Here is a 20,245-nt window from a genome sequence, read left to right as displayed (position 1 = left end):
ATTTTGCTGAAATAGCCAATGCGCCCCCGCATCATTCAAGACTACACTCTATACCAATATTGATATATCTCCTTAAATCCGAGCTTGTCGTACAAAGCCGAAGCTCCAGTATTAGCTTGTACAACCTGCAAAAAAGCGGTTGTTGCACCCTGCGTCTTGCCCCAGTGTAGTAATGCAAGCAGCAGTTGTTCCGCCATACCTTGTCTACGCTGATCGGAAGCAGTGATAATATCAAAGAGACCTATGTAGCCGTTCTGAATAACACCCAGACCACAAGCGGTAGGAACGCCATTGTTAATCAACAGAATATAGCCCTGCTGCAAAAGACAAGCGGATAACATTCTAGTTAAGGTGCTCCGATTGTCTTTTGAGAGCGCAGAGAGCTTTGTAAATGCATTTAACCACTCTTCAGTTAAGCTCTCCTGAACTTGTATCTCATATCGAAGATCAGGAGTAGCTAATCCCTCCAGTTCTAATAGCCTAACAGATGATGGCTCGACAACTGTGTAACCACGCTCCGCTAGCGCCTCATCCAGGTTCGCAGGCTGGATATACGGCGTTATTTTAAATACTGGCTTTAATCCAGCATCCTTATAGTACTGCTCAGCAAGCTTAATTTGGTTTGTAAGATCCGCAAGAGAGCTTTTTTCTCCGTATAACGGATTGACCGAATTAGCTCTTTTCGTATATCCAGCTGCTGTGCGCAGAACCCAGCCATTCAGGAGAACACTCTGCTCCGCTGGCCAAGTATTAAGTGTGATTTCTTCAATCGCTTTATACAAGTTATCTCCTCCTTATTAGCCATGTTCCCGCTTATTACGCATCGCTGGTAGCAGCTTCACTGCTTCATCAGCATACGAAATATAATAGTCATATTCGGGAGACTCCTTACCATAAATGGCTATTTTCCCCTCATGGTTGTAATGGACACCCCAGCCGAATCGCTTCGGAAGTAGAGAGGCTCGCAGGCATGGATGGTTTCTAGAGAATAGCTCCTTCCATATTTCTTCCCTACGGGTCACACGATCTTCTAGCGGAATTTGTTTATGGCGTACATGAACCTCAAACAGAAGCTCTTCATGATTGTATTTGTAAGGCTCATTAATAAGCAGCTCATATTGAATCACATGCGCAGGCGGGAGTGTACGACAAGACATCGGCGGGATTCCCGTTTCCTCAGGACAATCCTCTGCTACACGTATGAAAGTGTTTGTATAACTCATGGGCATCACCTCTATTTTTAATTGAAATATATTCCTTCTATGATAATTCATAGTCACTATAATTGCACAGCAAAAATCCGGAACCTCAACCTCCTGGATTCCGGATTTTCATCTGCTATTTCATCTGAATTTCTATTCCTCAGCCGCTGCCGCAAGGAGTTCTTCAACAGGCCACGGAAGCGGATTATTAAACGTTGTCCAATCCTGCTTCAACTCATCTTTCGTCAACAAACATCGATCCAATCTCGCTTCGATTTGTGCTGAGTCCATACTAACACCGATAAACACGATTTCATTCATTCGATCGCCCCACAGCTCGTCCCACTTGGCTTTCATTTCAGGTTCGCTTTCCAATACCTCCTGCTGCTGATCCTCAGGCATTGTAGCTAGCCAGTAGCCGGCAGGTCCGAACTGAATCGAGGGTCCAGCCTGGCTGATACTCGCTGCAAGATCACCCTCTGCGGCAACCCATACAATCCCTTTCGCTCTGACAACTTCCTCCGGCCAATGACTAAAGAAAAAGCTTAACCTTTGCGGATGAAAGGGGGTTCTCCGGCGATAGACAAAAGAAGATATTCCGTATTCCTCCGTCTCAGGCGTATGTGTCTCCTTGTTAAGCTCCGTAATCCAACCGGAGGACAAGCTTGTTTTTTCAAAATCAAATAATCCAGTATTAAGAATCTCCTTCGGATCTACCACTCCGTTAACCGTACGGATCAGCTTGGCTGTCGGCTGAAGTTTGCGAAGCACAGCTTCAAGCTTGTTAAGCTCTTCTTCTTCTAGCAGATCACACTTATTAAGCAATAACACATCACAAGTTTCGATCTGATCAATGAGCAAATCCACAATATCGCGATAATCGTCTTCGCCAGCCGTTTGATTACGATCGATCAGACTATCACCAGAAGAGAAGTCATGCCAGAATCGTCCAGCATCCACAACGGTCACCATCGTGTCCAATTGAGCGAGTGAAGTCAAATCAATATCCAGTTCTGGGTTCGCATAAGTAAAAGTCTGTGCCACCGGAACAGGCTCGCTAATGCCAGATGATTCAATGAGGATATAATCAAAACGGCCTTCAGCAGCCAGCTTTTGTACTTCGACAATCAAATCGTCGCGGAGTGTACAGCAGATACAACCGTTAGACATTTCCACTAATTTCTCTTCCGTTCTAGAAAGCACATTACCTGACTTCACCAGGTTGGCGTCCACATTCACTTCACTCATATCGTTAACGATAACAGCAACTTTCAAGCCTTCACGGTTGTGCAAGACATGATTTAGCAGTGTTGTTTTTCCAGAGCCTAAGTAGCCACTTAGCACCGTAACGGGGATTTTTTTCATTCCGATCACTCCTATCATTGATTAGCATTTATGTTTGGCATTTATGCTCTTACCGGGTTTCGCGGTGTAATGTAACTCTTTTCAGACGTGGACAATATTTCTTCATTTCCATACGTTCTGGGTGATTTCGCTTATTCTTGGTAGTGGTATAGTTACGGTCTCCTGTCTCCGTGCATGCCAAAGTAATGATTACTCTCATTGTTCCATCTCCTTTTTAAATCGTAATAATTACGATTAACATATCGTACACGTTTTATTCACAATCTGTCAACTATGATCTTGTAAAAATTCCAACTCTCTTAATTTTGTGGTCTTTCTTGCGAACAAATCACGTATAGATGGAAATATAAAAATATGATTCTTGTATTTCCAAGAGAATCAGGCAGGAGTGGAGATCATGAAGATACCAGTAATTATTTTGAGCGGGTTTCTGGGGAGCGGGAAGACAACTCTGCTGTTGTCCCTGCTGAAAGAGAGCAAGGTAAGGGGTCTGAACCCTGGCGTAGTTATGAATGAGCTGGGAAAGAGAGATGTAGATGGGTATATTCTGCAGGAGCATACGGGTACAACCGTGACTAAGCTACTGGACGGATGTGTATGCTGTAGCCGTAAAGAGGATTTGGCAGACAGCCTACTGGTACTGCTAAGAGGACGCCCCGATGCTATTTATATCGAGCTTACTGGCGTCGCGAATCCGGAAGAAATCGCCAAAACATTACAAGAAGCCGCTCTTCAAGAAAGGGTCGAATTGCATTTTACGATCACCTTATTGGATGCAGAAAACGCCTTGGAATATAACAGCAGACTCTCCTCTGACAAACAGCTGGTTCGTACCCTTCGCAAGCAGCTGTCCACTGCCGATCTCATTGTTGTTAATAAGAGCGATCTTGTAGAGCCTGAAACCTTATGGCGAATTGAAAAGGGAGTCCGAAAACAAAATACAGAGGCTGAAATCGTATATACCCATTACAGCGAGATCAACCTTTCTCCGATATTATCAGGAATCATCCCACGTAAAATCATCGCTCCCGCGCCACAACGAGCACCTCAAACCTTTAAAGGCGCAACACTTAAACAAATGAATTCAGAACAGGGAGCTACAGCAGTAAAAGAACGGCAAGAAGAGCCCCACGCTTCTTTTTCCCAAGTGACCGCCATCACGTTAACCATTCCGCAAGCAGTGACTACAATGCCTTCCAAAGAACAGCTAGAGGCATTCTTTCAAGAATGGGGTGACAACCTGCTCCGTGCCAAAGGGCATATCCTTTTGTCCGAACAGGAACCGGTTCAACTTGTCCAATATGCGGGAATGCGTACAAGCTGGGAGGCATCACGTTACCCCGGAATGCCTTATGTGGTATTCATCGGGATAAATTTAGATGAGGAACTGCTGGCAGATCGGTGGTCCACCTTATTCGAACCTTGACTACCCTTTCCCCTTTAAAACTACTGCCGCTGCTTCTACCGATCTCATTCCTGATTATCATTGGTTTTATATGGGTGCCAAATCACCTGGAGCTACTAGACAACGCGTACATCGACACGTTCAAAACCGGCTTTATCGGGATTTTGCTAGAAGCCTTGCCGTTTGTGTTAGCAGGAGCTTTATTATCCTCGCTGCTTCGCGTCTTTATCCCAGATGAAATGATCTCCCGCTGGATTCCACGGCAGGCGCTTCCGGCCATTTTATTCGCTTGCCTGCTCGGAATTATTTTTCCAGTATGCGAATGTGGAATGATTCCTCTCGTCCGCCGACTAATCCATAAGGGGATGCCTGTCTACGTGGCGATCGTGTTTATTTTATCCGGACCCATCCTAAATCCAGTCGTCTATGGAGCAACACTGACGGCATTTCGCAACCACTCAGAACTGGCCTATGCCCGGATGGGTCTAGCTTTTGTAGTCGCCTGTATTATAGGCTTGATTATCTATGCAACGGTGAAAAAGTCCCCGATACGCCTTAGCGTTCAGCGCGAAACCGATAACACACATCATAATAATTCTCGTGGAGGAAAGTTAGCCGCCGTCTTCGTGCATACCTCGGATGAGTTTTTCGAGATGGGAAAATACTTAATCATTGGCTGCCTATTGACCGCTGGCACTCAGACGTTTATGGTTCAGGACAGTTTGGCTGCGATCGGAGATAAGCCGCTCGGGTCTTATTTTTTCATGATGGGACTGGCATTTGTGCTTTCGCTCTGTTCCACCTCAGATGCCTTTGTAGCTTCCACCTTTGTACATTCTTTTCCAGCAGGAGCACTGCTCGCTTTTATGGTATTTGGGCCGATGTTAGATTTCAAAAATTCATTGATGTTACTCTCGCTGTTTAAGACCAAATTCGCTCTTTATTTGTTCTTTCTTATCTTTTCGAGCGTATTTATCGGAGCCGTACTCATGTCCTTATGGCTGTAATCATAGAGGTGGCAAGCAGATGCTTACCCCATTGTTAGGAGGAAGCGCATGAATGACTCTCCAAGCATCCGATTTCACTATTTGTTAAGGGCGGTCATTCTGCTCGCCTTTGCTCTCTATATTGGGCATTTAGTGCAGCAGGACGCTTTGCATTATTATGTAGCGCCTAAGCTAGCACGCTGGGTTCAGTTATGTCCGATTCCTCTGACACTAATGGCGCTCAGCTTGGCCATTCAAGCCTTATTTGGTAAGGGAAGTGTGCTATGTGACTGCGAGCATCGCCTCCCACATTCCATATTTAAAAGTACAGCGCTTTATGGATTATTCCTGTTTCCACTGCTGCTTGGATTTGCACTTCCTGATCGTGCCTTGGGAAGTATGGCCGCTAGTAAAAAGGGGATTTCGTTCTCCTCTTTACCATCAGAGACTACCAACGCTGTTAGATTCGAATCGATTGATCCTTATCATGAGGAGCTCACCGAGCTAGCTAAGATCTTATATGGGCAGCCTACTATCCCTGTGTATTCTGATATTTTTTCTGAAACACTAGGCGCTATTGACATGTATAAACAACAATTTGAAGGCAAAGAAATTTCCGTTTCCGGTTTTCTATACCGCGATGACAGTGAAACGCCAGAGAATGCTTTTGCCATTGGCAGATTTCTGGTTCAGTGCTGTACCGCCGATGCTACTCCGTTTGGGATGTTGGTTGATTCCGGCAAATTAAAAAGCTTGCCCACCGATACCTGGATAGAGGTTCGGGGCAAGCTTCAAATTGTGCAAGACAAAGGCCAAGAAATGATGCAAATACGCGCAGAAGCAATTACACCTATCGCGCAACCAACAACACCCTACATTTACACGAGTGCTGACTCCATAACCGCATGGAAAGCTTTGACGAATACGGCCAACCCTACTAAATAATTGCGTCCAGCTCATCCTCATCATTCACAGATCGGTTAGGGTTAAATACTTCAACCATAATACGGGCGGGTATACAGATGATTTGCTGCTTTGGCCTAGAAATAAACCCCATTTCCAAAGCGATTCGCAAAGGAGCGTCAGAATATGTCATTTGGATCCCGTAATCAAATACCTTTAAGGTATTGTGACCAAACTTCGATTGAATATCTATAATTTGCTCTTCTTTGGTCAAAGAAACGGTCTTGTATTCCTTACCATCAACCGTAATTATAGCTTTCAAATCGCCTTGTTGATACTGTTCATTATGGGTGTCCCACCACTTGATTCCGTAAATCAAACCCGCTGCGAATAGAGCTAAAAAAATGATTACAAAATCGCCACGCTTCATCTTTAACAAGGTATGGATCCTTTCATTGACAATATATTCGTAATAATTACGATTACAAATATATTAATCTTACGCCCTTTTGTCAATGACACTCCTCATCCTTAACGAATCCGAGTAGACCAATCTTTTAATACCCTGTCAAGCTCCTTTATGGAGATAGGCTTGGAGATGAAATCCTGCATTCCTGCACTCAGACACATGTCTTTATCTTCATTTCTGGCAAAAGCTGTGGCCGCAATAATAATGGGAGACAGCCCAAGCTTCTCACGTATGATTCCTGTTGCTTCTATCCCATCCATAATAGGCATCTGGATATCCATAAAGACGAGATCATAATCCTTGGACAGCACAGCTCGAACTGCTTCCTCGCCATTTGATGCAATGTCAGGGAAGTATCCCCTCTTCTTCATATAAGCCAGCATCAGCTGCTGATTCACAGGATGATCTTCAGCGATGAGAATAGACATCGGTCCATATTCTCCCGTATCAGATGCTCTGGCGTTAGGTTTATTGCTTTTGTCTGTATCCACTGAAGGGTGGAGCGTAACCTTCTGATTCCATTCCTCTTTTGGCAAAGAGACCTCCACGGTGAAAAAGAACTCTGAGCCATGTTCCTCACAGCTCCTCACACCAATCGCTCCTCCGAGCAGCTCCACCAGCTTTTTGCTAATCGCCAGTCCAAGTCCTGTTCCGCCATATTTTCGATTAATGGAAGGATGCAATTGCGAGAACGATTGAAACAATAACCCTTGACTGGCAACCGGGATCCCCAAGCCCGTATCTTTAACCATGAATTTAACGATAATATTTCCTGACTTTTGAGAATCTTCCAGGCTGGCAGAAATACTAATTTCACCTGTCTCCGTAAATTTCACCGCATTTCCCACTAAGTTCACGAGAATTTGGCGCAATCTTGCCTCATCCGTCACAATGACAAATGGAAGATCAGGTGCAATATTGATAGTTAATAACAACCCTTTTTCTTTGACCTTCGGATAGAATAGCTCACTAACGTTCTGTATCACTTCACGCAAGTCCACCATTTGCAGTTCAAGTGTCATCATGCCTGCTTCAATTTTGCTGAAATCCAGCACTTCATTCAAAATATGAAGCAATGCTTCTCCGCTACTTGTAATGATTTGTGTGTAGTAGCTCTGCTCTTCATTTAACTCTGTCCCTGAGAGCAAGTCTGCCATTCCTATAATACCGTTCATAGGCGTACGCAGCTCATGGCTCATGATCGCTAGAAACTCCGATTTCGCCCGATCCGCTTCCTCTGCAGACTCCTTCGCTCGCACAATCTCCTTCTCTTCTGTGATATCTCGGAAAACCACTACAGCCCCGATCCGCTCTTCTCCATCAAAAAGAGGAGTCATGTGATATCTGACCAAAAAGCTGGAACCATCTTGCCTCCAAAACACACCCTCTTTCTCATCAAAAGAGCGATTATTGAAGTGCGAGGGAATCAGCGTCTTCTGAATGCCCAAGAATGGCTCATTATCCAGCCAAGTCTGATGAATCGTATGGAATTTGCTGTTCAACCATTCCGTTGGATCGTGTCCTAGCATAGTAATCGCCGCTGGATTGATGAACATCGTATCCCCTTCAAGATTCATACCAAATATGCCTTCAGATACCGAATTCAATATTAGAGCATGCTCGTTACTTAACTTCTCTATTTCTTCAAAATGCCGCGCCCGTTCCGCAATGTCCCGGGTTACACACACAAGCTCCCGTCCTCCAAAGGTCTCCGAGTAAATATAGCGAAGTGTTGTTTCCGTCCAAATGTACGTTCCATCTTTGCATAGAAACCGAAAGGTCACAGGGTCGAGCTTCTTCCCTTCCATACAGTTGCTAAGATAGGACACCACTTTCTCCTTGTCTTCAGGATGTATGTAATCAATACCTCTCGTTTCGTACATTTCTTCCGGTGTATAGCCGAACATCGTCTGGCAAATGGGTGATGCATATAGATAGATGAGGTCTCCGTCCGCTGTATTACGTGAAATGAAATCCATTGAATTTTCCGACAGGAGTCGGTAATTCTGCTCACTATCACGCATCTGTTCCTCCATACGATGACGTTCAGTCACATCCTGGGCAATCCCACTGATCTGTAGCACTCTTCCTTCCTCATCTTTAGTCACTTCCCAGTGTGCATCCAGAAACTTCAATTTTCCATCCGCACTTTTAATTCGAACCATAACTTCGCCATTCGTCCCATTCGCTAAAGACTGGTGAACCAGCTTTTGAAGTCTAGTAAAATCATCTGGATCAATACAGGAAAGCACTCGTTTGTAATCAAAATAGGAATGATTGCTGTCGTCCAATGAAAAGCCAAAAATGTTACGCATCTCTCTAGAAACCGTCAACCGCGTTTTCGTCGCATCCCATTCCCACGATCCCATTTTCGCAAGATATTGGGCTTGCGCCAGCATATCCTCATATTTCTTACGCTGCGTAATATCACGGCCGATCGTTAATATCTGCTTGATTTCCCCCTGCTCATCACGTACCACCTGTGAGCTGCTCTCAATCCACAAATAATGTCCGTCTTTATGCCGGGCCCTGCGTGTATACACATCCGTATCAGAATAGAGCTTTCCGTGTTTTGTCATTTCAAGGGCATCTTCTGCGTGATAATACTCAGGTCTTTTCGTACCGATCATTTCATCTGGAGGATATCCTAGCAACAACTCCACTGAAGGAGAAACGTAGTGCAGTGTACCGTCTGGTCCGCCAAAAGAAATCATATCTGGCGTATTTTGTGTGATCAAATTATATAAATGCTGATCTTCCTGAATCTTATCTTCCGCAAGCTTTCGGTCTGTGATATCCGTAAGTTCTGAGATCAAGACAAGGGGTTCACTAGAGTTCTCCTGAAGAATCAGAAATATATGTTGAGCTACCCAGATTATCTCGCCACCCTTACATAAGAACCGTCTTTCTAACTCTATTGCGGTCCCAGGATCTGCTAAGAGATTGTTCAGGATAACGTAATGATCATCATCAGCTACATCGTCTGGATAAATAAGATCTAGATAGTGCATATTTAAAAGCTCTTCTTCAGAATAACCAAGCATACGGCAAAGTGCTGGATTAGATTGAATCAAGGTTCCTTCCTTGGGAGAGACTACAGCAACCCCTATAGAAGACCGTAAGTATAGTTGCTTAAAAAGAAATTCAGACACCTGAGTAGCCTCCTCTTTTGAGATGGGGACAAACTTTATTACAATCTCGTAATCTATTCCAGTATACCTTTTTTTCGGTAATTAAGCTTGATAGCTGAGTCCTAAATGATAGGCGGGTATAAATCAAAGAGATTGCGCGTTATCCTCACAGACAAAAAATAAACAGCAAGCCCCCAACACTCGGGAAGCTTGCTGTTAGTACATATCACAACTTCAAATGACTATTCTCTTATTAAATTCTCTTGCTGAAGCTTCTTAATTTTCTTACGGATAGGTGCGCCTGCTCTTAAAAAAACAAGTCCTAAAAGGATTAAAAGCCCGCCTAGAACAACGTTTATCAAACTAATTCTGCTGGATGAATTGAAATAATTCGTTACCCCAATGAGAATGTTGGCCAAACCAACAACGAACTCTAACCACATGACAGAATTCCATAGTGTGTTGATTCGCTTAAAGTGTTTTATTTTGGATTCCAGATCTGTGTAAATATCAAACGCACCTTCGGATGACTTCTTTCTAAGATAAATCCAGCGAACATAGCTGCTAACACACTCTACTCCATTTTCTTCTAGAAACTTGAGGTATGCCATGCTTTCCGGATGAGTAGGCACATTATCTAAAAGCTCAATTCTATACGTATACTCATTCTGAGGCGAGTCAGTAAACACATATTTACACCAGGAGTAGCTTGAAAGGGCTAACCCTTTGGCAGACATTTCATTAAGCCACTGTTCTTCCTTCTCAAAATCCCAAAACAGCTTGCGAACCACATGCTTCATTTGGACTCACCTCCAGCTATTCTCTTCCCATTGGCAATCAGTTCTTCCAACCGAATAAGCTCCCCCTGAATCACTGTCTTCCCTAATTCAGTAATTTCGTATTCCTTTCTTCGGGAGCCTTCTTCCCCTTCTATAGCTCTTATCCAGTTTTTCTCAAGCAAGGTGTTGATAGCTCCATATAAAGTGCCCGCTCCAAGTTCCACTCGACCATGACTTAAATCCTTCACATTCTGCATAATCGCGTAACCGTGCATTGCGGTGTATAAAGACAATAAAATGTAAAATACAGCTTCCGTTAAGGCTCCTCTTTCTGAGCTTTCAGGCATGATTCCATCTCCATTCTATTACTGTTAGCGATATATCGGTTACCGTAATAATATTATTACGGAAGCCGATATAATTGTCAATACAAAAATACCTATTTTTAGTAAACCTAACCGATCATAACCACGAAAAAAAGCCTATAGCCCATGGATATAGACGGTTCATGATCGCAATCCCCTCAACTTGGATCTACCCCATCTAATTAAATCTATTCCTTCCACTACGCATGGGGTGTATCGGACTTAGAAGCCACTAGAATTGGACCACCATCACTTTCTTCAGACATAAAAAATAGGCTTATACAACTGCCCAAGAGCAATTGTATAAGCCTATTTGATGATGCGGTCGAGAGGACTCGAACCTCCACGATATTGCTACCACACGGACCTGAACCGTGCGCGTCTGCCAATTCCGCCACGACCGCACATTATGTACACCAATGAAATAATCACTGTACATAAGACTATACTCTTTTTTCGGATAAATAGCAACATATTTTTAAATCGATGTACAGATAAATCTAACAACAGCGATATAAGCGATATAACATATTCAAATACCCATAGGCATAACCAATCACAGTTATTCAGTTTATATATTTCACTTATAAGAGGCTGGTATGATACAACATAATTAAAAGAATGTGCTGCATCAGAAGTATCACTGTAATTCCAAACCAGAAAGGACGAATACGTATGAACCAGCAGTGGAATACCGGAACCTATGATACTGATATGGCCTTTGTGTCTCAGTTTGGAGAGTCTTTGATTGAACTTCTTCGCCCCCAGCCTGGCGAACAAATTGTTGATTGGGGCTGCGGAACTGGTGATTTGGCAGCAGCCATCGCTGCTAGTGGTGCCACTGTAACAGGTATTGATGCTTCAGCCGAAATGATTCAGACTGCCCGTGACAAGCATCCCCAGCTAAACTTCATCTTAGCAGATGGGCAAAACTATGTGGCGGAACAGCCAGTCGATGCCGTGTTCAGCAACGCTGCTCTACACTGGTTGACCGACGCGAACGGAGCAGCTGCTTCTATCACAGCTAGCCTACGAACAGGCGGGCGTTTTGTTGCTGAGTTCGGTGGGCTGGGCAATATCGCTTCTATCATTACTGAGCTTCCAAATGCTTTTACCGCTATAGGGTGTAGTGATAAGCTTCAATTACCTTGGTACTTCCCAAGCATCGGACAATATACAACACTACTAGAACAACATGGACTGACTGTTGACCTCGCCCTTTGTTTCGACCGTCCAACCCCACTAGAGGCTGGAGAGCAAGGGTTCCAGTCCTGGCTGAACACTTTTGCTAATGGAATCTTAAGTGTCCTAACACCATCTGAACGAGAAGAAGTCCTCTCTTATATGGAACAGAAACTTAGACCGACATTATTTCAGGATGGCCGCTGGGTGATGGATTATCGAAGAATCCGGGTCGTCGCTTACAAACGCGTCTAACAATGAAGGGCGTGGCTTCTTCCTATGCAACAAAAAAAAGAGTGTACTGTCGCGTGTCCGCACCAGTACACTCTTTTTATGACCATCTATCTTCTATCTCCCACATATCGATCGCTACCAGCACCAAGTCCGACAACCAGCAGCAATACGCTTGCACCCAGCAATAAAACAAGCGGCATCGTCCAGCTATTCGTTACATCATGAAGCCATCCGAATAATGCCGGGCCCATTGCTGCAAGCACGTAACCTACGGATTGGGCCATTCCCGACAGTTCCGCTGCTTCTTGAGTGCTTCTGGTCCGTAGACTGAAGAACATCATCACAAGTCCGAAGGCAAATCCTCCGGCAATCCCAAAACAGATCGCCCAGACAGCCATTAAAGCACTGCTTCCCAACCATATGCCACCGATTCCGATGAAATACAAAATAGCCGTGATGATTACTAGAATACGTTGGTTCTTCATCCGACCTGCCCACAACGGCACGAAGAAAGTAAACGGCAGCTGGGCCATTTGCATTAGTGATAGTAACCAACCTGCATGGCTTGATGACATCCCTCGCTCACCAAGGAGAACAGAGAACCAAGCTATGAAGACATAATAGAGCAACGACTGTAAGCCCATAAAAATCGTTACCTTCCAAGCAAGCGAAGAACGCCACATATTTCCACTAGAGATCGACCCCTTGGCCCCAGTCCCTTGATCGAGCTTGCGCATTTGCGGAATCCAGAACAGGGTTGCTAGCGCAGCGATCATAAACCAAATCGCCAAAGTCCCTCTCCAGCCAAATCCAGCATGACTAGCTAGCGGTACACTAATACCTGAAGCGACGGCTGCACATAAATTCATTGAGACGGTGTAGACACCTGTCATTAACCCAATTTTGTGAGGAAACTTCCCTTTAATCAGACCCGGAAGCAATACATTACATACTGCAATAGAAAGCCCGAGTATCGCCGTACCTGTGAACAACAGTCCCGTTCCAGATCCCGACCGGATTAGAATCCCCATAGCAAGCATAACCATTGCAATTAATAACACATTAGCCAAGCCGAAACGGCGAGCTAGCTTTGGAGCAAACGGGGACAAAATGGCAAAAGCCAACAATGGTAGAGTAGTTATAGCTCCTGCTAAAGTGTTCGATAAGCCTAGATCATCCTGAATCATTTGTACCAGTGGACCGACGGATGTGAAAGGCGCTCTAAGTGCCGCTGCGATAAACACAATCCCCAACACTAGCAGCCAGCGATCATATTTGGTATCCGTTAAACCTCTATTCTGAATGTTTCCTTCTCGTTGCGATGCTTTCATCATGTATCCTCCTAAATTGCAACAAGCATAAACGCCTTTGACATTCCTGTAAGGACGGTGAGCGATTACGCCAGAAATATAAAAATGTTTATTACATGGCATTAAGACCTATCATCCACTATTATTATAAAAGTTACAAGCCTTAAGTAATTTTATAACCCTATTATTGACAAAATCGAATGACATCTTTAGTATCCATATAATCAAGACAATTGAGAATCAATTTCATTCGATCTCCTACATATTCCTATAGAAAAGAGTGAACAGAATGCTTCGAAGGTTTTTTTCCTACTATCGTCCGTATAAAAAACTATTTATATTGGACTTCTCCTGCGCTGTTTTTGCAGGTCTTCTAGAACTAGCTTTTCCGGTAGCTGTCAATAAATTTATTGATGATTTGCTTCCGGGTCAAGATTGGCCGCTAATTCTTATTGCGTGTGTCGCGCTCCTAGCTATTTACGCCTTGAATACAGTTATGCAGTATATCGTTACATACTGGGGGCATATGCTTGGCATTAATATCGAGACCGATATGCGTAAAAAAATGTTCGATCACATCCAGAAACTGTCCTTCCGATTCTTCGATAACAATAAAACAGGTCACCTCATCGGGCGAATCACCAACGATTTAAATGATATCGGCGAGGTGGCGCATCACGGTCCTGAGGATATATTTATCGCCATCATGACACTTGTCGGTGCTTTCCTCCTTATGGCTGATATTAATCTGAAGCTGGCCATTATTACTTTTATTATCGTTCCAATTATGGCTTGGGTGATCATCTACTTCGGACGCAACATGACTTCCACCTACCGCCAGCTTTTTGGAAATGTAGGTAGTTTCAATGCCCGTATCGAAGATAATGTCGGTGGTATCCGGGTTGTTCAATCTTTTGCCAATGAGCAGCATGAACAAGAGCTATTCGCAGTAGATAACCAAATGTTCCGTAAAACTAAGCTTCTCGCTTATAAAATCATGGCCAAAAGCTTATCCGTCAGCTATATGATGACACGCCTCATTACGATCCTTGTGATGATCAGCGGCGCTTGGTTCTTCATCAATGGCGAGTTGCAAATCGGTGAGTTTGTGGCATTTATTCTGTTGTCCAATATCTTTTTCCGTCCGATCGAGAAGATCAATGCCGTTATCGAGAGTTATCCAAAAGGAATTGCCGGCTTTAAACGTTATCTAGAAATTATTGATACGGAGCCAGATATCAGCGATAAGCCGGATGCCGTAGAGGTAAGTACTTTACACGGTGATATTACCTTCCAGAATGTCTTTTTCGGATACGACGAAGACCGTCCGGTTCTACAAAATATCAGCCTAAAAGTTAAGGCTGGCGAAACGATTGCCTTTGTTGGACCTTCTGGCGCAGGCAAAACAACTATTTGCAGCCTGCTCCCTCGTTTCTATGATGTCACAGGCGGGGCTATCACCATAGATGGCATCGATATCCGTGACATGAAGCTGGAGTCGTTACGTAAGCAGATCGGGATCGTACAGCAGGATGTGTTCCTATTCTCCGGTACGATTCGTGAGAATATTGCCTACGGAAAGCTGGATGCGAAGCTGCCTGAAATCTGGGAAGCTGCTCGGCGTGCCCATCTGGAAGATCTCATTCAGAATCTTCCAGATGGCATGGATACGGTGATCGGCGAGCGCGGTGTGAAGCTGTCCGGTGGACAGAAGCAGCGCCTAGCGATCGCCCGCATGTTTCTGAAGAATCCGCCGATCCTGATTCTGGATGAAGCTACTTCCGCACTGGATACAGAAACGGAAGCAGCGATTCAGCAATCGCTGGCGGATCTGTCCGTGGGTAGAACCACACTCGTCATCGCCCACCGATTGACGACGATAAAGAATGCCGACCGGATCATGGTCGTGAACGAAGAAGGCATCGCCGAGCAAGGCCGCCATGAAGAGTTAGTCCATGCCGGTGGCATATACAGCCGGCTGCATCAGGCACAATATAACGCTTAGGGACGTTATCTGGAGCTTCTGTAGAATGATTGATTCAGCTGCTGAGATTTTCAAGAATAACAAGCCTAGTCTCCACGTTATTGGCGACTAGGCTTGTTTTTTCGTGCTTCTCATCTATTTCCAGCATGAGAGGCTGCACACCACATGAGTCGGGTCCAGTGACCTAGGTACCTACTATCATTTTTAACATCGCTGCTTCTACATTGACGTTCTTTCATGACCACGACCAAAATGTACATGCTCTAATGAGTGAAGTATCTGTGTCCCAATAATTATTATACACTCTATAAAAAAGTTCACCCGGATGTAGAATGAGCTTTTTTTAGTTTCAGGAGAGCTGAATATACGAATCTTCAAAACCCAACAAGACTTCATTACGCTGCCCCCAGCTAGCCTCTTCCCTTCCCAACTCCGAGACGTAACCGTACAGGCAATCGTCTCTTTGTACTAGACAGATACGGCCACTAGGCTTGCTGTAAACACAGGCTCCTGTGAGTTTTTCTTCAAAAAACTTGCCTCTACTTGTGATACGGTTCACCGTAACAGGGCTAACGGCGAAAAATGCGAAAGGAGCTGCCGTGGCAGCTCCTTTCTTGGTCGTAGAGAAACGTCTATTGAACTTATGAGTTTGGATGATTAAACAACACAACACAAGAGTCGCATTCGAACATGGAGAGAAAAAGTTGCAACAACAGTACTCAGTCGAACTTTTGCAACGATTCGAATAAACGCTTTAAATTATTTAATAATGCGTTTTTTTCATCCCAAGTCCAATCAGCTAAAGCTTCATGCATATTGCGCTCACGGGCGAGGTTAATCATTGTATTGATTTCCTCCCCGTATTTTGTCAATTCAGACACACGAATTCGAGAGTCTGAACTTGATGGATAAGTATAAACCAACCCGGCGGTCTCTAACTTATCGATTTGCCGACTAACACTCGAATAGTTTTTCCCCATCATAGCAGCCAAATCACCAACACTAGTCGGTTGGAGATGCTCGATACCAACAAAGACGCGAAAGGCTGCTGCCTCCAAATTTACACCAGCATCAGCAATCATTTTCTTATCACGGTCTGGCCGATTGATAATGGAAACTAAATCAATTAGCGCTTTAAAAATTTCATTCTCCATTTCTTTTTATCGCACCTTTACTACTGGACGTGGTGTAAGCGGAGCATTCCAAGCCTCTTCGATATTTTCTAGAGCAAACTCTGTTGTGTCAATCTTTATCTTCCCCTCGGCGGCCATCTCAAAAACACCTTGAACAGCGGATAACATATCAGCTTTAGAAACACTCTTATCTCCACTACCTACCAGTTCAATTGTTGATGAGCGTAAAATAGATGAAGGTAAATTTATGTTTTCTTGTCCAGATGAAGTTCCAATGCTTACAAAGCGGGTTACACGATCCGTATTATTCTTAGAAAGAGCTGCCATGATGGCGAATGCGCTATCACCCCAAAGGTAATCCAATATAACATCAACACCTTCAGCAATAACTGGCATTAGGCCGTTTTCAAACATTTTTTGTCCGTAGTCAGCTGTCATATCAAATGCAATGGCCTCATCGGCTCCAAGTGAATGTAGCTTCGATTCATTGCGTCCCGTTACAATGATTTTCTTGGCCCCAAGGCCCTTAGCAATCTGAACTGCTAAGCTACCGGATGCCCCAGTAGCGCCGTTAATCAAAACCGTTTGGCCGGATTTGAAGCCAGCCCGAAATACCAATGCAGCCCATGACGACATAGCTGGGTTGGCAATAGCGGCAGCAGTGAGATCATCAATACCATCTGGTAAACGAACAACTAGCTTCTCGTTGACAACGGTTTGCTCAGCCAAACTACCATACGGTGCCGTTGGCAGTGCAAAGTAAACTCGAGACCCATCTTCCAAAGTTCCAACACCGTCAATACCAGCTACAATTGGAAAATTAACTTCTGATGAGTAGTGCTTACCCATTGAACGGAACTTGCTAACTCGACTCAAGGCTGTTGCCGAAACGTTAATTATAACTTGCCCACCTGTCGCAACAGGGGAATCAAAATGACCCATTACGGGAATGGTCCCCTTCTTCTTCACTATTGCTGCCTTCATAGTTATTACACCCAGCTCTCATTCGAAATTATGTGCATCGCACAAATTATGTGCACAATGCACATTTTATTTCGAACCATTCCTTGATGAATATACTGAGGTCAAAGGGTTAGCTAAATTCGTGCTTCACCGTCGCCAATTGGACACGGTCTTTCAGCTGGACTATCCATATGCAAGGCAGGTCGGTCTTTCTGCATCCAGACTAATTAAGCAATAACTTGCCGTTACTTATGATACGGTTCACCGCGCTGTCTGTAACGGCAAATTTTAAGGCCATTCTTATGGTATGACCTTAAAAGGCGTTTACGATAAGCTCAACCATTAGCTCATCGCCGTATCGCTGCTGGCCTTCTTCGCATCTCTTTCCCCGTGTCCAAGACCGCGCTTGAAAATCGGCAAAGATCTGAAGCTGCACACCGCGGCCGTCCAGTCGTTCCCTGTTGAACTGATTATGGAGGCAAAATCATGGAAGATAATCTCGTACACAACAGGTTGACCGTCAATGGCTGGAGCAGGTGCTGCGGCAGCAGAGCAAGTCTGTCTCCGATGGTTCTATGCCGTGAGAGGTACGCAAAATTAGTTATATTTTGACTACTATCAGGACCACATGACAAACCTATTAATTAGATACGACCTCGACATGACCCTCATGAAGATCAGTTAATCAATGCCTGCCACTAAACCGTTTAATCGCTTCCTCGGTCACCGGCTCGAAGAGGTTTACAAGGTTGCCGTCGGGATCACGGAACAGCATAGAACGGTTTCCCCACGGCATCGTGGTCGGTTCTTTTACCCAATCATAGACAATTGGCTTCAAGCGTGCATATTCGGCTTCGACATCGTCGACGCGGAACTCGATGATGACAGTGTGATTGCTCGCTGCCACTACGGAACCAGCGCCGAATAGCTGCGCCGTTTGGGAGTGGCCGATTGCCAGGGTACATGCTGGCATAACGAGTTCGGCAAAAACAGGCGCGGGGTGCACCGCCGAAACACCCAGAACTTTTTCATAGAACTCGACGAGACGATTCACATCGTCGGTAATGATGCGTACAGAAGCAAAATTCACAAAATACCATCCTTTCTATACTCCTTTATGTTTACATACCCGATAATAAAACAACGCTACTGACAGCGTTATGTCAGTAGCGTTCTGAAATTTTTCGGGCTTCCTCACGAATCTTATTCCGGAATGATTCAGGCTCCAATAAGATTACACCCGCTCCCCAGCCGAGTACCCATTGCAGTAATTCATCCAGTTGGCGTACGCGTAAAACCATATCTAATCCAGCTTGATGCTCTTTCATTTCTTCAATGTAATGATAGTTGGATTCCTTCACCTTATCTGCGAGATCATGATTAAATCGAAGATGAACTCGCAAGTGGCGATCATCCGGAGGGGTATACTCTCTTAAGTCAAAATGCACAGGAAGCTCGAATCGCGATTACGCCTGTTTCTTCATTTGAAACAAACGAGGGATAACGAAGCTGATTGACAAGCGGAAGGGGCTTTTCCTTTGTCAGAGAAAGCCCCGAAATTGAATCACAGGCTTACCTTCGTCATTTGATGTAATAAGCTACCCATATATTTCCGATACAATTTATATCTGAATATGAAAGGTTGGGTTGTTTTATATGGCGAACGGATCAAATGGAATAAAAACACTTGATGTTACACAAGTTCTTGACCTAGCTAGTAATAAACATATTATCGACGCATTTGTAACTGATGAGAACAATGAGCAAGAAGTGGTTGTAGCAATAGTTGCTAGGATACGGATTGCTGATATTAAAAACAAGCAAGGTTGGAATGCAACTGTTGTAGATGCAAAAAGAAGTCGCTTTTATGACAGTGTAGAAATTAATACAGAACCTACAAACCGCGTGGCATCAAACGCTGTAAATCTACACACATCTTCAGGAATTTTCTATGGTTCCTATAAAGGATATAATGTTAGAAAGCAACGAGACTATGTCAAGAAGAATGGTAAGAAATTGTTGGAACGATATCAACAGTTCTACTCTGAACCAGTCACCCCTAAAGATCAATAATTTGTTGTAGACAGTTGCTTAACTATCCTCGTTAAAGAGTCCTATTCAAAAATAGAGCCAGACATTCTACCAAAGAGAATGGCCCGACTCTATATCTGTTAAGATGTGTTTCTATTACCAAAGGTTCAACTTCACCTCATGCAACCTTGTATTAGGATAGCCGATGAATCGACCATACTATATCCGTACTGAAACCAAGGGTTAGACCGTCAGCTTCGTAATATAATCCAACTTCCTCACCTGCTTGCAGCTCTACATCACCGGATAGCGTCACCGTCGCACTACTTAGTACGGTCCTTATAGTTAAAATTAACGCTATATTGACGTCCAAGATAGGCATATAACCTTTTATTAAATCAGTGCTGCCATTCTTCTTTACGGTAAAAAATGGATCAATGCCACTTCCTAAGCTTATACTAACTGGAACGTTAGTCTTATAGTTAACAGTTGCATGTATAGCATACTTGCCAGTGGCCGGTGCCGTAAATATCCCTGTAGCAGGATTAAATGCAGGGCTTGCGTAATAAGGGGACGCCTCACTCCAATTCGTAAATAGCGTGCTACTAGCGATTGAGTATGTCGTACCCGTAACAGAAAATCCTTCCGAGGTAAAAGAAGTCCCCGCTGGCCCTGGATCTCCTTGTGGTCCCGCCGGTCCTGATGGGCCTTGTGCTCCCGCTGGCCCCGGATCTCCTTGTGATCCCGCCGGTCCTGCTGGGCCTTGTGCTCCCGCTGGCCCTGGATCTCCTTGTGGTCCCGCC

At 44.3% G+C, this 20,245-nt stretch carries 19 protein-coding genes, 1 tRNA gene and 1 pseudogene; 6 read left to right on the top strand and 15 right to left on the bottom strand.

Going from position 1 to position 20,245, the window contains the following annotated elements; translation table 11 throughout:
• Positions 1-41: 41 nt before the first annotated feature.
• The 4 genes from MKX60_RS30380 to rpmG all read right to left on the bottom strand — a co-directional run bounded on the left by MKX60_RS30380 (position 42) and on the right by rpmG (position 2,766).
• A complete protein-coding gene (locus MKX60_RS30380) occupies positions 42-782 on the bottom strand; it encodes a GNAT family N-acetyltransferase (protein WP_341061983.1) in 741 nt (246 codons plus the stop codon).
• 15 nt (positions 783-797) lie between these two features.
• Complete coding sequence (locus MKX60_RS30375) at positions 798-1,223, bottom strand: DUF6157 family protein (RefSeq protein ID WP_081382746.1); 426 nt, start codon at positions 1,221-1,223, stop codon at positions 798-800.
• A gap of 132 nt (positions 1,224-1,355) precedes the next feature.
• Positions 1,356-2,567 carry a GTP-binding protein gene (locus tag MKX60_RS30370; protein WP_341061982.1) on the bottom strand — a complete coding sequence of 404 codons (1,212 nt, stop codon included), beginning with the start codon at positions 2,565-2,567 and terminating at the stop codon, positions 1,356-1,358.
• Positions 2,568-2,616: 49 nt separating this feature from the next.
• Entirely contained in the window at positions 2,617-2,766 is a 150-nt protein-coding gene (gene rpmG, locus MKX60_RS30365) for a 50S ribosomal protein L33 (RefSeq protein ID WP_076283195.1), read from the bottom strand.
• A 198-nt stretch (positions 2,767-2,964) separates the two neighbouring features.
• Here rpmG and MKX60_RS30360 point away from each other — a divergent pair, with 198 nt between their 5' ends.
• The 3 genes from MKX60_RS30360 (at position 2,965) to MKX60_RS30350 (ending at position 5,903) form a co-directional block, all read left to right on the top strand.
• Positions 2,965-3,993 (top strand): CobW family GTP-binding protein, encoded by a 1,029-nt coding sequence (locus MKX60_RS30360; protein WP_341061981.1) that lies wholly within the window; start codon positions 2,965-2,967, stop codon positions 3,991-3,993.
• Between the two features lie 68 nt (positions 3,994-4,061).
• Positions 4,062-4,979, top strand: coding sequence for a permease (locus MKX60_RS30355; RefSeq protein WP_445670780.1), 918 nt, complete (start codon positions 4,062-4,064; stop codon positions 4,977-4,979).
• A gap of 48 nt (positions 4,980-5,027) precedes the next feature.
• Positions 5,028-5,903 (top strand): TIGR03943 family putative permease subunit, encoded by an 876-nt coding sequence (locus MKX60_RS30350; RefSeq protein ID WP_341061980.1) that lies wholly within the window; start codon positions 5,028-5,030, stop codon positions 5,901-5,903.
• On the opposite strand, the gene MKX60_RS30345 is transcribed toward MKX60_RS30350, so the two are convergent.
• From MKX60_RS30345 to MKX60_RS30325, 5 genes are all read right to left on the bottom strand, one after another.
• Positions 5,896-6,291: a NusG domain II-containing protein gene (locus tag MKX60_RS30345; RefSeq protein WP_076283407.1), complete on the bottom strand. Its 396-nt coding sequence runs from the start codon at positions 6,289-6,291 to the stop codon at positions 5,896-5,898. The genes MKX60_RS30350 and MKX60_RS30345 overlap by 8 nt on opposite strands.
• Positions 6,292-6,392: 101 nt before the next feature.
• Complete coding sequence (locus tag MKX60_RS30340; protein ID WP_341061979.1) at positions 6,393-9,482, bottom strand: PAS domain S-box protein; 3,090 nt, start codon at positions 9,480-9,482, stop codon at positions 6,393-6,395.
• A gap of 221 nt (positions 9,483-9,703) precedes the next feature.
• Positions 9,704-10,261, bottom strand: coding sequence for a DUF2812 domain-containing protein (locus MKX60_RS30335; RefSeq protein ID WP_076283200.1), 558 nt, complete (start codon positions 10,259-10,261; stop codon positions 9,704-9,706).
• Positions 10,258-10,587: a PadR family transcriptional regulator gene (locus MKX60_RS30330; protein ID WP_042186765.1), complete on the bottom strand. Its 330-nt coding sequence runs from the start codon at positions 10,585-10,587 to the stop codon at positions 10,258-10,260. The genes MKX60_RS30335 and MKX60_RS30330 overlap by 4 nt, the downstream gene beginning before the upstream one ends.
• Positions 10,588-10,925: 338 nt before the next feature.
• Positions 10,926-11,009: transfer RNA gene (locus MKX60_RS30325), tRNA-Leu, on the bottom strand.
• 271 nt (positions 11,010-11,280) lie between these two features.
• On the opposite strand from MKX60_RS30325, the gene MKX60_RS30320 reads away from it, so the two are divergent.
• Complete coding sequence (locus MKX60_RS30320; protein ID WP_341061978.1) at positions 11,281-12,042, top strand: class I SAM-dependent methyltransferase; 762 nt, start codon at positions 11,281-11,283, stop codon at positions 12,040-12,042.
• Between the two features lie 86 nt (positions 12,043-12,128).
• On the opposite strand, the gene MKX60_RS30315 is transcribed toward MKX60_RS30320, so the two are convergent.
• Positions 12,129-13,352, bottom strand: coding sequence for a CynX/NimT family MFS transporter (locus MKX60_RS30315; RefSeq protein ID WP_076283203.1), 1,224 nt, complete (start codon positions 13,350-13,352; stop codon positions 12,129-12,131).
• A gap of 268 nt (positions 13,353-13,620) precedes the next feature.
• Here MKX60_RS30315 and MKX60_RS30310 point away from each other — a divergent pair, with 268 nt between their 5' ends.
• The gene (locus MKX60_RS30310) at positions 13,621-15,336 is read left to right on the top strand and encodes an ABC transporter ATP-binding protein (protein WP_340968657.1); all 1,716 of its coding nucleotides are present in this window, start codon (positions 13,621-13,623) and stop codon (positions 15,334-15,336) included.
• 698 nt (positions 15,337-16,034) lie between these two features.
• On the opposite strand, the gene MKX60_RS30305 is transcribed toward MKX60_RS30310, so the two are convergent.
• The 4 genes from MKX60_RS30305 to MKX60_RS30290 form a co-directional block, all read right to left on the bottom strand.
• On the bottom strand, positions 16,035-16,469 hold the full coding sequence (locus MKX60_RS30305; RefSeq protein WP_341061977.1) for a MarR family winged helix-turn-helix transcriptional regulator: 435 nt from the start codon (positions 16,467-16,469) through the stop codon (positions 16,035-16,037).
• 6 nt (positions 16,470-16,475) lie between these two features.
• Positions 16,476-17,432, bottom strand: coding sequence for a quinone oxidoreductase family protein (locus tag MKX60_RS30300; RefSeq protein ID WP_341061975.1), 957 nt, complete (start codon positions 17,430-17,432; stop codon positions 16,476-16,478).
• Between the two features lie 664 nt (positions 17,433-18,096).
• Positions 18,097-18,501, bottom strand: coding sequence for a VOC family protein (locus MKX60_RS30295; RefSeq protein WP_076283207.1), 405 nt, complete (start codon positions 18,499-18,501; stop codon positions 18,097-18,099).
• 73 nt (positions 18,502-18,574) lie between these two features.
• Entirely contained in the window at positions 18,575-18,814 is a 240-nt protein-coding gene (locus tag MKX60_RS30290; protein WP_443189889.1) for a WYL domain-containing protein, read from the bottom strand.
• Positions 18,815-19,067: 253 nt separating this feature from the next.
• Here MKX60_RS30290 and MKX60_RS30285 point away from each other — a divergent pair, with 253 nt between their 5' ends.
• On the top strand, positions 19,068-19,484 hold the full coding sequence (locus tag MKX60_RS30285; RefSeq protein WP_341061974.1) for a hypothetical protein: 417 nt from the start codon (positions 19,068-19,070) through the stop codon (positions 19,482-19,484).
• A gap of 151 nt (positions 19,485-19,635) precedes the next feature.
• Here MKX60_RS30285 and MKX60_RS30280 read toward each other — a convergent pair.
• Positions 19,636-20,245, bottom strand: a pseudogene (locus tag MKX60_RS30280) (collagen-like protein); the annotation flags it as partial.

This window comes from Paenibacillus sp. FSL R5-0914 (assembly GCF_038004525.1).
In the GTDB taxonomy this organism is placed as follows: domain Bacteria; phylum Bacillota; class Bacilli; order Paenibacillales; family Paenibacillaceae; genus Paenibacillus_AQ.
Note: the sequence above shows the minus strand (reverse complement) of the source record. Positions and strands in the feature narration are given on the sequence as shown.

Excerpts from the sequence above, each read along its gene's own strand:
- MKX60_RS30285 (WP_341061974.1), top strand. The coding sequence starts at position 19,068 with ATGGCGAACGGATCAAATGGAATAAAAACACTTGATGTTACACAAGTT.
- MKX60_RS30375 (WP_081382746.1), bottom strand. The coding sequence starts at position 1,223 with ATGAGTTATACAAACACTTTCATACGTGTAGCAGAGGATTGTCCTGAG.
- MKX60_RS30345 (WP_076283407.1), bottom strand. The coding sequence starts at position 6,291 with ATGAAGCGTGGCGATTTTGTAATCATTTTTTTAGCTCTATTCGCAGCG.
- MKX60_RS30335 (WP_076283200.1), bottom strand. The coding sequence starts at position 10,261 with ATGAAGCATGTGGTTCGCAAGCTGTTTTGGGATTTTGAGAAGGAAGAA.
- MKX60_RS30330 (WP_042186765.1), bottom strand. The coding sequence starts at position 10,587 with ATGCCTGAAAGCTCAGAAAGAGGAGCCTTAACGGAAGCTGTATTTTAC.
- MKX60_RS30370 (WP_341061982.1), bottom strand. The coding sequence starts at position 2,567 with ATGAAAAAAATCCCCGTTACGGTGCTAAGTGGCTACTTAGGCTCTGGA.
- MKX60_RS30305 (WP_341061977.1), bottom strand. The coding sequence starts at position 16,469 with ATGGAGAATGAAATTTTTAAAGCGCTAATTGATTTAGTTTCCATTATC.
- MKX60_RS30315 (WP_076283203.1), bottom strand. The coding sequence starts at position 13,352 with ATGAAAGCATCGCAACGAGAAGGAAACATTCAGAATAGAGGTTTAACG.
- rpmG (WP_076283195.1), bottom strand. The coding sequence starts at position 2,766 with ATGAGAGTAATCATTACTTTGGCATGCACGGAGACAGGAGACCGTAAC.
- MKX60_RS30320 (WP_341061978.1), top strand. The coding sequence starts at position 11,281 with ATGAACCAGCAGTGGAATACCGGAACCTATGATACTGATATGGCCTTT.
- MKX60_RS30350 (WP_341061980.1), top strand. The coding sequence starts at position 5,028 with ATGAATGACTCTCCAAGCATCCGATTTCACTATTTGTTAAGGGCGGTC.
- MKX60_RS30360 (WP_341061981.1), top strand. The coding sequence starts at position 2,965 with ATGAAGATACCAGTAATTATTTTGAGCGGGTTTCTGGGGAGCGGGAAG.
- MKX60_RS30300 (WP_341061975.1), bottom strand. The coding sequence starts at position 17,432 with ATGAAGGCAGCAATAGTGAAGAAGAAGGGGACCATTCCCGTAATGGGT.
- MKX60_RS30310 (WP_340968657.1), top strand. The coding sequence starts at position 13,621 with ATGCTTCGAAGGTTTTTTTCCTACTATCGTCCGTATAAAAAACTATTT.